Below are 12,148 nucleotides of genomic sequence, written 5' to 3'. Positions count from 1 at the left end.
ATGCCCCGCTACGGACTCCGCGTCCAACAACTCAAGCTCATCGATCCTGCGACCCTGCATGAACTGATCGTCTCGAGGCGCCCGCAGGCAGGTCCAGACCGACACGCATTGTTCAGCAGGCTCCTAGAGGTGCTAGTTGGCCGGACGCAGATCAGGACGTGCGACCCCCGTACGGTCAGGGCCATGAGCACCCTGAGTGAGGTCGGCGACCGGGACGGCTGGCGCTGCTGGCTGTGTGACGAAGCGGTGGACCCGGATTCGTCCGTGAACTCCGACCGCGGCCCCAGTGTCGACGCGGGCGAGCAGCCGAAGAAGGGCAAGAAGGGTGGCTCGACCGGAGTCGAGCGCCTAGCGCACCGGTCGTGCAACACCGGCAAGGGCAAGGTGGCACCCGTGGTGCCGTGGGGGAAGGACCTCTTCGTCGTCGATCCGGCGCCCATCGTGGCCACGGTGGACCGGATGCGAAGCAAGGGCGGCCGCGAGGTCGTTGCCCGTTGCCCGGCTCAGCAGGAGGCGGACGCCGCCGGCGCGTGGTTGCTCGACCGGCTCTCGCGACTGGCCCCGGACCTGACGTTCGGCGTGCGTGTCGACCCGGGCGGCGGGCAATACCTGTTGGTACTCACCAGCGGGGCATCGTGAACGATGCGGCTAGGACCTGACCTGCGAAGGAATTGTGGCCAGCAGGCGACGCTCGGCAGCCTCGTCCACTGCTGCCAAGGCGGCGCGGCGCCGGGCGGCGATGCCCTGGGCCAGTGCGCGAACGGCCGCGTCCGCCTCGGCCATCTCGGCATCGACTCCGCCGCGCATGAGATCCGCGGCCTCGGTCAGCTGCGCGTCCAGCCGGGTCAGTTCCATCTGAATCGCTGTCATGTTCCAAGGATCCGCCGTCCGGGCCGCTCGGCGCGGTAGGCGGCGATCATCGGCGCGTCGCGGGGGCGGCCACCTCCGGTGGACCCGGGGGCGACCGCCCTCCCCCGGGATCAGGACGCCGCGTAGGTCTCGGTCCTGTTGCCGGCCTCGACCCAGTCCTGGATGCCGGCCGGGTAGGTCCGGACATCGGTGTACCCGAGCGCCTCAAGCCGGCGGGCGACGGCCTTGCTGTTCTGACAGGCCTCGTTCGAGCAGTACGTGACGATCGTCTGGGCCTTGTCCGGCAGCAGCCCGGCCGCGAGCTCGTTGACGTCCGACTCGAGGAGATTGATCGCGCCCGGCAGGTGCTGCTGGGCGTAGTAGCTCTGGGACAACGCGTCGATGAGAACAACGGGCCGGCCCTCGGCCAGCAGGTTCTCGACGTCGGAGCGGGTGACGATCTGGACCATCTCGGGGTTCCCTTCGCTTTTATGTGCGTGCGCACGTACATGTTGAGCGCCCCCGGGCGCGATGTCAATGTGCGTGCACACGCACATGGGTGTTAGCGTGCTACATGGCCAGAGACGACAGCCCCGGAGTCACCGCTTGGGCGGCCCTGCTGCGCACGCACGCCGCGGTGGTCCCGAAGCTGGCGCGGGCGGTGGCGGGCGCCGGCCTGCAGCTGTCCTGGTACGACGTGCTGCTGGTGCTGAACGCCGCACCGGACCGGCGTCTGCGGATGTCGGACCTCGGTGCGGCCGCCGTGCTCAGCCGCGAGCAGATCAGCCGGGTGGTCAGCGAACTGGAGCGGGCGGGCCTGGTGGAGCGGGTGCCGAACCCGGATGACAAGCGCTCCTCGTTCGCCACCATCACCCGCGCGGGCCGCGACCGCCTGCGCGCGGCGGCGCCGACCTATCTGGGCGCGATCGACGACCACTTCACCGCGCACCTGAGTGCCCGCGAGGTCGCCGCCGTTGCCGCGGCGCTGCAGAAGGTCGTCGCGGCCGAAGAGTGAGCGCAGCGCTCCCCCGCCCCGGGGTGACGCATGCCTGCACCTCCGCCGGGAAGGCAGGATGTATGCCCCTCAACGCTCTCGCCTTGGTCTGCACGCTCAAACCGTCCCCCGCCGAGTCGTCCACGGAGGTGCTCGCGCGCGAAGTGCTCGCCGAACTCGCCGACCACGGGGTCACCTGTGACCTGGTGCGGGTCGTCGACCACGACGTCCGCTTCGGCGTCAGCACCGATGAGGGCGACGGCGACGGGTGGCCCGCGATCCGCCGGAAGGTTCTCGACGCCGACATCGTCCTGCTGGCGACCCCGATCTGGATGGGCCAGCCCGCCTCGGTGGCGAAGATGACGCTGGAGCGCCTCGACGCGGAACTGTCGGAGACCGACGCCGGTGGCCGCCCGACCATGTACGGCAAGGTCGCGATGGTCGCTGTCGTCGGCAACGAGGACGGCGCGCACCGGGTCGTCGCCGACACCCTGCAGGCGCTCAACGACGTGGGCCTCAGCGCCGCTGCCGCCGCGGGCACGTACTGGGTCGGCGAGGCCATGGGCTCGACCGACTACAAGGACCTCGACAAACGTCCGGAGAAGACCCGGGCCGCCACCCGCACCGCTGCCGTGAACGCCGTCCACCTGGCGAGGCTGTTGCGTGACGCGGCGTACCCCAAGTCCTGACCCGCCATCAGTTCGGAGGAATCATGTCCAAGATCCACGACATCGTCGAGAAGATCACCGGCGACGACGGCCGCGCTGAGGCCGACGTCGAACCCGACAACGCGCGGGCCGACGCCAGGGACATCGGCGGCGACGAGAACCGCACGCCCCAGGAAGGTACGACCACCGGCACCGGCGCGGGCGGCGAGTTCGTCGGCCGGGTGGGCGGCGACGACAACTTCTCCGGGGAGACCGGCGCGGAGCGCCGCGCCGGCGAGTAGCGCTCAGGATTCCTTGGGCGCCTGGGGCGACCGCTGGATGGCCGGCCCGGATGGTCCGCCGATCACGCTGCACCACCACGCCTGCGGAAAAGACACTCAGTCGGTGTCCACCTGCGCCCCTTGCGGCGAGCGGCTCTCGCCGAAGAGACCGAGATGCCGATCGGACCCGGCTATCCCCCGCGTCTCGCGCAGCGAAGACGCGAGCTGAGCGACCCGCATTTCCGCTGATTTCCCCGCGCGTGAGCGCGGCCACGCGGCAAGGGCGGAGCGCCGGAGCAAAAATGCTGCGACAATGGTCGTTCATGGACTCGCCCGGATCTGGGCAGCCAGAACCGGATAGGGGACAAATCGTTGTCAGTAAAGATGCGCGCCACCAAGGTTGCCCGGAACGCCGACTCGGCCAAGCCGACCCGGACGCCGCCGTTTGACGTCAGCACGATCAAGCCCCACAAGCACGGCACCGGGTTCAGCAGTTGCGCCCCTTGTCAGGCCGCCGGCGCTGCCAGCACCTGCGCCCACGTCGAGGACTGGGTCAAGGAAGCCTGACCGAGTAACACACTGAGCCGGCCCGTCATCTCGGGCCGGCTCTTTCGTTTCCTGCACCCCTGGGATGCCGGTGCTGAAGCGTCAGATCCGGGTCGTCACCCGCGCGGACAGCCACGCCGCGAGGGCGTCGAGTTCCTCAGGGCACGCCTCGTGCTGCATCGGGTACGAGTGCCACTCGACGTCGTGCCCGAGCCCGCGCACGTGGTCGGCCGCCGTCTCGCCGGCGCGATGTGGGAGCACCGGGTCATAGAGCCCGTGCGCCATGAAGACCGGCAACGGCTCGCCCCGGCGCGCGCCTTCGATCACCCGCTGGGCCATCGGCAGGTAGCTGGACAACGCCACGAGACCGGCGAGGGGTTCGGCGCGCTGCAGACCGAGCGTCAGCGCGACCGCGCCGCCCTGCGAGAAGCCGGCGAGCACGAGGCGGGAGGCGGGCACGCCCCGCTGTGCCTCGCGCTCGATAAGGGCCTCGACCGCCTGAGCCGACTGCGCCAGACCCGCGGCGTCCGCGCGGCGGTCGATGTCCTCGAGGTTGACGATGTCGTACCAGGACCGCATGCGCATTCCGCCGTTGATCGTGACCGGCTGCACCGGCGCGTGCGGGAACACGAACCGCAGAGGCGGCCAGCCGTCCCGGACGATGTGCGGCGCGACCGGTGCCCAGCCGTCACCGCTGTCCCCGAGCCCGTGCAGCAGGATCACCGTCCACGTCGGGTTCGGACCGGTCTCGAACTCGACGGTTTCCAACATCCCGGCAGAAGTCATGGCGACGATTATTCCGGCGCCGGGCGTAGGGAGGACCCGGCCCGCGGGGGCTGCCCCCAAGCTGAGGCGCACCTCGGCCCATAACCACGTCAGCAGTTCTTCAGAACGTAACCCTTCGATACGACGCCGGGTTCGGATGGAGCCTATGGTCGAGTCGCCTGGATCGCTTCCAGGCCGCGTGTACATGCCCCAGACCCCGGCAGCGCGAGGTACCAGCTCAGCGCGTGGAGGGTCCTGTTGCCGAACTCACGCACGGTTTCTCAACCGGCGATCACCCAGGCCGTGGTGACGGCGAGGAGCAGCACGCTGCGAACGACCGCAGGCCTGTCGGAATTCGAGGTTTCGCGCCTGGCGGCGGAGCTCGATGCGATTCGCGCCGAGGTGATGGGTGACCTGGGTGCGGCCGACGCCGACTACATCCGCCGTGTGATCGCCGTCCAGCGCGGCCTGGAGTTCGGCGGACGCGCGTTGTTGATGGTGTCGCTGTTCCCCCCGGCATGGCTGGCGGGCACCGGGGCGCTGGCCGTGGCGAAGATCCTGGAGAACATGGAGATCGGCCACAACGTGCTGCACGGGCAGTGGGACTGGATGGGCGACCCGGAGATTCACTCGACGACATGGGAGTGGGACGCCGTGTCGCCGGCGGCGGGGTGGAAGCGCTCGCACAACGTCGTGCACCACACCTACACCAACATCTTGGGCAAGGACCGCGACCTCGGCTACTCGGCGATCCGGGTCGACCCCGCCCAGCCCTGGAAGCCGATCCATCTCTTCCAGCCGCTGTACAACCTCGGCCTCTCGCTCGGTTTCGAGTACGGCATCGCGATCTATGACCTCGAGCTGGACAAGGTCGCGGCCGGAGACAAGCCGTGGTCCCAGGCTCGCGCCGAGATCGGCGGGCTGTGGCAGAAAATCCGGCGCCAGTGGATCAAGGACTACGTGGCGTTCCCGTTGCTGTCCGGGCCGGCCGCGCCCACGACTCTGGTCGCCAATGTGGTGGCGAACGTGGCGCGGAACGTGTGGGGGCACACGGTGATCTTCTGCGGGCACTTTCCGGCGGGCGCGCAGACCTTCACCGAGGATCAACTCGTCGACGAGTCCCCCGGGGGCTGGTACATCCGGCAAGTGCTCGGCTCCGCCAACCTCGACGGCCCGCCGCTGCTGCACCTCATGACGGGCAACCTGAGCCACCAGATCGAGCACCACCTGTTCCCCGACATGCCCTCAAACCGCTACGCCGAGATCGCACCCAAGGTCCGTGAGGTGTGCGCTCGTTACGGGCTGCCGTACACCAGCGGATCACTGCCCAGGCAATACGCGGGCGTCCTGCTCACCATCGCCCGGCTCGCCTTGCCCGGCGGGGGTCGCCGCGTCGCCGGCGGCGAAAACGCGGGCTGGATGTGATCACGTCGCTCCCGTCCCTTCCGATCGGCCTGCGGCGGTTACGCGACGCCGCGGAACGGTTGACCACTCCCCTGCTTCCGGACGACTACCTGGCCATGATCAATCCGTTGTGGTCGGCGCGCGAACTTCGCGGCCGCATCGTCTCGGTGGTCCCGGAAACGGCGGACTCCGCGACCCTGACGATCGCGCCGGGCGCGGGCTGGCGCTTCGAGCATCGGCCCGGGCAGTACGTGGGCATCGGGGCCGCCCTGCACGGCCGGTTCCGCTGGCGCTCCTACTCGCTCACGTCCGTGCCGACCGCTCGCACCGACACCCTCACCATCACGGTCAAGGCGATGCCCGAGGGGATGCTCTCTGGACACCTCGTCCGCGGCCTCGAACCCGGCACCGTGGTCCGCCTGGCCCGGCCCGAGGGCGACTTCTTCCTGCCCGAGCCGCCGCCGCCCAGGCTGCTGTTCATCACCACCGGATCGGGCATCACACCGGTGATGGCGATACTGCGCACGATGGACCGCCGCGGCAGCATGACCGACGTCGTGCTGGTGCACTCCGTCCCAGACCCCGAAGCGATGCTCTTCCGCGCGGAGCTTCATGACCTGAGGGACCATCACCCGAGCTTCCGCCTGCACGAGCAGTTCAGCCGTCGCGACGGACGGATCTCGTTGACCCACGACCTCCAACGCCTCTGTCCCGACTGGCGCGAACGTCAGGCCTGGGTGTGCGGCACCGACTCCCTGCTGGAGGAGGCCGGCCGCGTGTGGGCCGACGCCAACCGCGCGCCTTCGCTGCACCGGGAGAAGTTCGCGTCCGCTCGTATCGGCAATGCATCCGCGGGCGGCAGCGTGCGCTTCTCCACCTCCGGATTCGCCGTCGAGACCGACGGCGCCACCACCCTGCTGGAAGCCGGTGAGCGGGCCGGGATCCTGATGCCCTTCGGATGCCGCATGGGTATCTGCCGTACCTGCGTCCTGCCGCTGACCGCGGGTCGGGTGCGCGACCTGCGCACCGGCACGGAACACGAAGGCGGGCACCAGATGATCCAGACCTGCATCAACGCGCCCGCCGGAGACTGCGTGCTGGACATCTAGGCCCGGGGACCTACCTGGGTACTGGAGGCCTCGTTACCTGGGGCGAACTGCCGCGTAACCGCGCGCGTCGTCGCCCACGTGGTGACGAGCATGAAGACCCCGAAGGCGACGGCGGCCATCCAGAACGAGAGCAGTCCGTTCCACGCGAACGGCCCGGTCTTGAAATAGGTGAGCAGCCCGGCAGGGATGAACAACACGGCACACCACAGCTGGAGGTAGCCGACCCACCGCGGAAAGATCGGGTCCGGGCGGCCGTCGGCCAGGATCGCGACGGCGATCACGGTGGCCTGTGCCGTGATGAACGGCCAGTTCATGACGAACAGGAACCAGGCGAGGTCGTTGAGCGCCTGCGTGACCTCCGGGTCCCGGTCCGGGCGGAAGGCCGTCGCGGAGAAGACCAGCATCGGCACGGTGACCGCGAGCACCCCCACCGCACCGCAGACGAGCTGGGCAAAGCACAGCGGCGTGAAGCGACCCTCCACCCGGACCAGTTGCGTGCTCACCACAGCGCACCACGGAATGGTGAGGCCGGCAGCGAAGATCATGATCAGGCAACCAGCCCGGATCCGGTCGGCCTCGCGCTGGTACTGGTCGACGACCTCGGCCGCGGTGTTGTCCGGCGGGATCGGCGGGAAGAAGCCGCTGATGAGCAGGCCGGCGAAGAACACTCCGAGAAAGGCGTAGCCGCAGTACGCCATCGTCAGCTGGATCGGCTTGGTCACCCGGGGCCCCCGCTGTCGCGAGCAGGCTCAGCTCTCATCGTCTGGCCCCTCCTTCCTTCCGTCCACACCGGATTCAGCGCAGCGAGCCGCCGCCGTCGACGTAGAGCACCTGGCCGGTCACGTACCAGGACTCGTCGGCGGCCAGGAACGCCACGGCGTGGGCGATCTCGGCCGGCGTGCCGGTGCGACGCACTGGTAAGGCCGCGGCGACCCGCTCTTTGAACTCCTCCATACTCGCGCCGACCCGCTCGGCAGTGGCTGCAGTCATCGCAGTCTCCACGAAGCCGGGTCCGATCGCATTCACCGTGATACCGAACGGGCCCAGCTCGATCGCCAGGGTCCGGGTCATGCCCTGGAGGCCGGCCTTCGCCGCGGAGTAGTTCGTCTGGCCACGATTTCCCAGCGCCGACATGGAGGACATGTTGATGATCCGGCCGTACTTTGCGTCGACCATGTGCTTGTGCGCGATCTGCGAGCAGAGGAACGCGCCACGCAGGTGCACATCAACGACTGTGGACCAGTCCTCGTCGGACATCTTGAACAGCAGATTGTCCCGGGTGACTCCGGCGTTGTTCACCAGAATGCTGAGAGCGCCGAAGGCCGCCACCGTGGTCTCCACCGCCGCCGTCACCTCGGCACGGTCGGTGACATCGGCGCCGACCGCGATCGCCTTCCCCCCGGACTCGACGATCCTCTTGGCCACGACTGCGGCCGTCTCGGCGTTGCGGTCCAGTACTGCTACTGACGCTCCGTCAGCTGCCAGCCGCATGGCGATTGCCGCGCCGATGCCTTGCCCGGCCCCGGTGATCAGCGCCGTACGGCCCTGCGTTCCACTCACGCCATGGTGCCGCTCAGCCTCAGCGTGTCCAGCCCGCGGGCCGTGGCATTGGGCCGCCAGTCCGGCGTGTCATCAATCAGAGCCAGGTCTACGAACCGGTCGAGGATCTGATTGAGGGCGATGCCGGTTTCGAGCCGGGCGAGCGCGGCACCGATGCAGAAGTGCATGCCCGCGGCGAAAGCCAGATGCTGGCCGGTCTCTCGGCGGATGTCAAAGGTGTCGGGATCCGTGAACCTCCTCGGGTCACGGTTGGCGCTGCCGAGGTAGGTCAGCACGATGTCACCTTCGGCGAGCTCAACCCCATCGATCACCGAGCTCTCCAGGACGGTTCGCGCGGTCGCCTGAATGGGGCTCTGGAAGCGCAGCGTCTCGTCGACCGCACCGGGGACGAGGGTGCGATCCGCGCGGACCGCCGCAAGCTGATCGGGGTGCTGCAGGAGGCTGAGCACCAGCGAACCGATCACACTGGTCGTGGTTTCGACGCCACCGAAGAACAGCACCATGATCGTGGCGAGCAACTCGTCCTCGGTGATGCGGTCCTCGCCGTCACGCACATTGATCAAGGCGGTGGTCAGGTCGTCGCTGGGCTTGCGCCTGCGTTCTGCGATCAGATCGAGGAAGTAGCGCTCCATGACCAGGCAGTCGGCCTTGGCCTTGACCAGCATCTCCGGCGAGCAGGAGGGATCGATCAGCTTCGTGATGGAGATGGTGAGATCGCGGAACTGGCCCTGGTCGGCCTCCGGAACGCCGAGCAGCTCCCCCAGGACCCGTACCGGCAGGTTGAAAGCGAGGGCATTCATCAGGTCGAAGTCCGAGGGGTCTTCGACGCGGCCGAGGAGCTCCTTCGTCAACGCCTCGATGTGGGGTGCCATGTTCTGCACCCGGCGGGCGGTGAACTCCCGGGAGATCAGGCCTTTGAGGCGAGTGTGGTCCGGCGGGTTCTGCCGCACAATCGAATGCTTGGACATGAACGCATAGGTCTGGTCGTCGGCCAACTCGTGCCCGAACCCGCGCGTGAGTTCATCCCTCTTGCCGAAGCTGACGGTCCGGAAAGCGTGATCGACCTCCGGGTAGCCACTGAACACCCAGACGGGAATGATCTGGGCGCGATGCATCGGGGCGAGGTCGCGCAGCTGCGCGTACAAGGGGTAGGGGTTCCGGATCGCTTCCGGGTCAGTGAAGAGCCGCTGTAGGACTTGCTCTGCTGCGCCGGCATTGTCGCTCATCGGGGAGATCTCCAGATCGATCAGGAATGGGCCTGCGGTGGTGGCTGACGTGAGTCGGTCAGGACTGCGATCCCACGTGTGCGCCGACATAGCTCGCGAAGACGTCTTCGTCCGAGAGCTCCGACGGCTCCCCGACAAACGTGATCTCGCCCCGGTTGAGCAGGTAGACGTAGTCCGCTGCAGCCAGGGCGCGCGTCACGTACTGCTCGACGAGCAGCAGGCTCACACCCTCGCCGGCGAGGCGCCCGAGAAAATCGAAGATCTCGTCCACGACCTTGGGTGCAAGCCCCATGGAAACCTCGTCCAGAAGCACGACCGACGGCTTCTGCACATAGGTGCGGGCCAGGGCCAGCATCTGCTGCTCACCCCCGGACATCGTCCCGGCCAACTGGCCGAGGCGTTCCCCGAGGCGGGGAAAAGCGTGGACCGCGCGTTCGACCGCCTCCGCCTCCTGGCCGCGTCGGGACTGCACCTGGAGGTTGTCGCGCACCGAGAGGTTCGGGAAGACCCCGCGGCCCTCGGGCACGTGGCACACCCCGGCGGCGACCAGTCGATGTGGGCTCAGACCGGTCACGTCCGCCCCGTCGATGCTCATGGAACCGGCCGAGGTGGGGAGCAGACCCGAAGCCACCCGCAGGAGCGTGGTCTTGCCCGCGCCGTTGGGACCGAGCAGGGCGACCACCGAGGCGTCTGGAACCTGCAGGGTGATGTCGCGCAGCACGGTGGTGTCCCCGTAGCCGGCACTGATTCCGTTGAGCGCCAACATCAGGAGCTCGCCGCGCTCTCCGCGGCTTCGGAGCCGAGATACGCAGCGCGGACCAGATCGCTGCCCCGAACCTGTTCCGGGGTGCCATCGAAGATCTGCCTGCCGAAGTCCAGGACGTGGAGATAGTCGCAGCAGCTCATGACCAGCTCCATGTCGTGCTCCACGATCAGGATCCCCCGGCCCTGAGCCACGAGCTGGCGCAGGATCTCGCCGAAGCGCCCAGTTTCATTACGGTCCAGACCGGAGGAGGGTTCGTCGAGCAGAAGCATCTGGAACCCACCGGCCACGACCCGGGCGAGCTCGACCAAGCGCCGCTGACCGGTGGAGAGGCTGGCCGGGCGACGGTGAGCTAGTGAGGTGACGTCGCAGCTCTCCATCGCCTCTTCGGTCGCCGCCGAGATCCGGCTGCGTTCGGCGCGCGAGGCGCGGAGGAACTTCCACGGGCGGGACCCGGCCATCACGCCCTCGCAGCCGAGGCCGACGTTGGCCCGCACGGTCAACGAGTCGAAGAGTTCCATTCGCTGGAACGTCCGCCCGAGCCCACGCTGCGCCCGGGCGTGCGGGGCCAGCCTGGTCACGTCCTGACCGAACAACGACACCGAGCCGCTGGTCGGGCGGTTGAGTCCGGAGCAGGCGTTGAACGTCGTCGTCTTGCCGGCGCCGTTGGGGCCGATGAGCCCCGTGAGACGCCCGAGCGGCGCCTCCAAGGTGACGGAGTCGACCGCGAGCAGGCCCCCGAATCGGACCGAGAGCTCGTGGACGCCCAAACCGGGTGCGGTGACGCCCGCACCGGTCAGCATGTGCCCAGCCGACGGCCGCCGTACGGCGCGGAGAAGCCGTTACCGTCCAGGATCAGGCCCCAGTAGCACCCGACGCGCTTGGGTAGCTCACCCTTGACGAACGTGCGCGGGGGAACCAGACCGCCAAGGGTTTCGTTCTTGAGCTTGTAGAGGCCATCGAAGATGTCCTGAGTCGTGATCGCGCGCTCGCGCAGCGACGGACCCACCGCGTTGAGGGCGGCTTGCAGCATCTTGCCGGCAGCCCACGCGTTCGAGGCGCTCTGATCCACGGGTTGACCGGAGGCGTACTTCTTGACCGCCTCCGTCCACTCGGCCGTCCCGGGGTTGTCACTGGTGTTGAACGGCGCGGCGATCGTGCCCAGGTAGACCCCGGCCTTCTTGAGGGCCTCACTCTTGGACAGCGCCGGTGAGATCGCGATACCGGGGCCGCTGAGGCCCGGGAAGTAACCGAGCGAGGCACACGAACTCGCCAGCCGGGTCAGGGCGGATCCGTCGGCACCCATGTAGATGATCTGGACACCTGCGTTCTTGGCGTTCTGGCATTCCGAGGTGTACGAGCTCTGCGTCAGCGAGATGGACTGGCTGTAGGCGAGCGTGGTGTTGGAGTTGGCGGCCATCCGCTCCTCCTCCTTGTGGATGGTTGCGCAGATCGCGGCCTCGACGCAGTAGAGGATGCCGAGCTTGGTGAAGCCCTTGAGCTTGTTGCCGAGAGCGATGCCGCCCGTGAAACCCTCGATGGGCCCGGTCCCCTGCGGGAAGAGCAGGGGGTCCTCGAACCAACCCGGGTCGGAGATGTCCCCGCCCACGACAGGGACGTTCGCCTTGTTGATCACGCTACGGACCGCGTCGAGGGTGAGCGGCACCGCGGCATCGAGGATGGCGACGGCCTTCTTGTTGTAGATCAGGTCGGAGACATTCGAGGCTGCTTGGGCCGGACTGGCGCCGTCGTCCACCTGGAAGATCTGAATCGGGTGGCATTGGATGCCGCCGGCGGCGTTGACCGCCTTCTGCCAGATGGCCAGCCCGATCCGGTTGGCACCGATCGAGGCCCCGACCAGCCCACTGAAGGTTCCGTTCTGACCGAGGATCAGCGGCGCACCCTGCTGGGTGCACGGGGATGACGCGGTGCCGGCCACGGCGGCGCCGGGCTTGGCCGCGCCGGGCTTTCCCTTGCCCGCGGCCGACGCCGGCGGGGCAGCGG

Annotated in this window: 16 protein-coding genes; 7 read left to right on the top strand and 9 right to left on the bottom strand. The window is 68.4% G+C overall.

Going from position 1 to position 12,148, the window contains the following annotated elements:
• The first annotated feature begins 183 nt into the window (after nt 1–183).
• A complete protein-coding gene (locus H0X00_RS15210) occupies nt 184–639 on the top strand; it encodes a hypothetical protein (RefSeq protein ID WP_293772518.1) in 456 nt (151 codons plus the stop codon).
• 9 nt (nt 640–648) lie between these two features.
• Here H0X00_RS15210 and H0X00_RS15205 read toward each other — a convergent pair whose 3' ends face one another.
• Together H0X00_RS15205 and H0X00_RS15200 are read right to left on the bottom strand one after the other, a co-directional pair.
• On the bottom strand, nt 649–870 hold the full coding sequence (locus tag H0X00_RS15205) for a hypothetical protein (RefSeq protein WP_293772516.1): 222 nt from the start codon (nt 868–870) through the stop codon (nt 649–651).
• 110 nt (nt 871–980) lie between these two features.
• On the bottom strand, nt 981–1,319 hold the full coding sequence (locus H0X00_RS15200; RefSeq protein WP_293772515.1) for a rhodanese-like domain-containing protein: 339 nt from the start codon (nt 1,317–1,319) through the stop codon (nt 981–983).
• A 104-nt stretch (nt 1,320–1,423) separates the two neighbouring features.
• On the opposite strand from H0X00_RS15200, the gene H0X00_RS15195 reads away from it, so the two are divergent.
• The 4 genes from H0X00_RS15195 (at nt 1,424) to H0X00_RS15180 (ending at nt 3,338) form a co-directional block, all read left to right on the top strand.
• Complete coding sequence (locus tag H0X00_RS15195) at nt 1,424–1,864, top strand: MarR family transcriptional regulator (protein ID WP_293772513.1); 441 nt, start codon at nt 1,424–1,426, stop codon at nt 1,862–1,864.
• Between the two features lie 62 nt (nt 1,865–1,926).
• The gene (locus tag H0X00_RS15190; protein WP_293772511.1) at nt 1,927–2,532 is read left to right on the top strand and encodes a flavodoxin family protein; all 606 of its coding nucleotides are present in this window, start codon (nt 1,927–1,929) and stop codon (nt 2,530–2,532) included.
• Between the two features lie 23 nt (nt 2,533–2,555).
• Entirely contained in the window at nt 2,556–2,792 is a 237-nt protein-coding gene (locus H0X00_RS15185) for a hypothetical protein (RefSeq protein ID WP_293772509.1), read from the top strand.
• A 351-nt stretch (nt 2,793–3,143) separates the two neighbouring features.
• Nucleotides 3,144–3,338: a hypothetical protein gene (locus H0X00_RS15180; RefSeq protein ID WP_293772507.1), complete on the top strand. Its 195-nt coding sequence runs from the start codon at nt 3,144–3,146 to the stop codon at nt 3,336–3,338.
• Nucleotides 3,339–3,419: 81 nt separating this feature from the next.
• Here H0X00_RS15180 and H0X00_RS15175 read toward each other — a convergent pair whose 3' ends face one another.
• Nucleotides 3,420–4,088, bottom strand: a complete 669-nt coding sequence (locus tag H0X00_RS15175) for an alpha/beta hydrolase (protein ID WP_367186647.1) — start codon at nt 4,086–4,088, stop codon at nt 3,420–3,422.
• Nucleotides 4,089–4,409: 321 nt separating this feature from the next.
• On the opposite strand from H0X00_RS15175, the gene H0X00_RS15170 reads away from it, so the two are divergent.
• Both H0X00_RS15170 and H0X00_RS15165 read left to right on the top strand, forming a co-directional pair.
• Nucleotides 4,410–5,507 (top strand): fatty acid desaturase, encoded by a 1,098-nt coding sequence (locus tag H0X00_RS15170; protein ID WP_367186646.1) that lies wholly within the window; start codon nt 4,410–4,412, stop codon nt 5,505–5,507.
• A 59-nt stretch (nt 5,508–5,566) separates the two neighbouring features.
• Nucleotides 5,567–6,595, top strand: a complete 1,029-nt coding sequence (locus H0X00_RS15165) for a ferredoxin reductase (protein ID WP_293772503.1) — start codon at nt 5,567–5,569, stop codon at nt 6,593–6,595.
• On the opposite strand, the gene H0X00_RS15160 is transcribed toward H0X00_RS15165, so the two are convergent.
• The 6 genes from H0X00_RS15160 to H0X00_RS15135 form a co-directional block, all read right to left on the bottom strand.
• Complete coding sequence (locus H0X00_RS15160; protein ID WP_293772501.1) at nt 6,592–7,317, bottom strand: hypothetical protein; 726 nt, start codon at nt 7,315–7,317, stop codon at nt 6,592–6,594. The genes H0X00_RS15165 and H0X00_RS15160 overlap by 4 nt on opposite strands.
• A 73-nt stretch (nt 7,318–7,390) precedes the next feature.
• A complete protein-coding gene (gene fabG / locus H0X00_RS15155) occupies nt 7,391–8,155 on the bottom strand; it encodes a 3-oxoacyl-ACP reductase FabG (protein WP_293772499.1) in 765 nt (254 codons plus the stop codon).
• A complete protein-coding gene (locus H0X00_RS15150) occupies nt 8,152–9,381 on the bottom strand; it encodes a cytochrome P450 (RefSeq protein WP_293772497.1) in 1,230 nt (409 codons plus the stop codon). Before H0X00_RS15150 ends, fabG begins: the two co-directional genes overlap by 4 nt.
• A 58-nt stretch (nt 9,382–9,439) precedes the next feature.
• A complete protein-coding gene (locus H0X00_RS15145; protein ID WP_293772495.1) occupies nt 9,440–10,147 on the bottom strand; it encodes an ABC transporter ATP-binding protein in 708 nt (235 codons plus the stop codon).
• Complete coding sequence (locus tag H0X00_RS15140; protein ID WP_293772494.1) at nt 10,147–10,947, bottom strand: ABC transporter ATP-binding protein; 801 nt, start codon at nt 10,945–10,947, stop codon at nt 10,147–10,149. The genes H0X00_RS15145 and H0X00_RS15140 overlap by 1 nt, the downstream gene beginning before the upstream one ends.
• Nucleotides 10,941–12,148 (bottom strand): ABC transporter substrate-binding protein (locus tag H0X00_RS15135; protein WP_293772493.1); only part of this gene is annotated, 1,208 nt, incomplete at its 5' end. The genes H0X00_RS15135 and H0X00_RS15140, both read right to left, overlap by 7 nt.

It is taken from the genome of Sporichthya sp. (assembly GCF_013815995.1).
Lineage (GTDB): Bacteria > Actinomycetota > Actinomycetes > Sporichthyales > Sporichthyaceae > Sporichthya.
Note: the sequence above shows the minus strand (reverse complement) of the source record. Positions and strands in the feature narration are given on the sequence as shown.

Coding starts and splice junctions, on each gene's coding strand:
- H0X00_RS15210 (WP_293772518.1), top strand. CDS start 184: ATGAGCACCCTGAGTGAGGTCGGCGACCGGGACGGCTGGCGCTGCTGG.
- H0X00_RS15205 (WP_293772516.1), bottom strand. CDS start 870: ATGACAGCGATTCAGATGGAACTGACCCGGCTGGACGCGCAGCTGACC.
- H0X00_RS15200 (WP_293772515.1), bottom strand. CDS start 1,319: ATGGTCCAGATCGTCACCCGCTCCGACGTCGAGAACCTGCTGGCCGAG.
- H0X00_RS15195 (WP_293772513.1), top strand. CDS start 1,424: ATGGCCAGAGACGACAGCCCCGGAGTCACCGCTTGGGCGGCCCTGCTG.
- H0X00_RS15190 (WP_293772511.1), top strand. CDS start 1,927: ATGCCCCTCAACGCTCTCGCCTTGGTCTGCACGCTCAAACCGTCCCCC.
- H0X00_RS15185 (WP_293772509.1), top strand. CDS start 2,556: ATGTCCAAGATCCACGACATCGTCGAGAAGATCACCGGCGACGACGGC.
- H0X00_RS15175 (WP_367186647.1), bottom strand. CDS start 4,088: ATGTTGGAAACCGTCGAGTTCGAGACCGGTCCGAACCCGACGTGGACG.
- H0X00_RS15150 (WP_293772497.1), bottom strand. CDS start 9,381: ATGAGCGACAATGCCGGCGCAGCAGAGCAAGTCCTACAGCGGCTCTTC.
- H0X00_RS15145 (WP_293772495.1), bottom strand. CDS start 10,147: ATGTTGGCGCTCAACGGAATCAGTGCCGGCTACGGGGACACCACCGTG.
- H0X00_RS15140 (WP_293772494.1), bottom strand. CDS start 10,947: ATGCTGACCGGTGCGGGCGTCACCGCACCCGGTTTGGGCGTCCACGAG.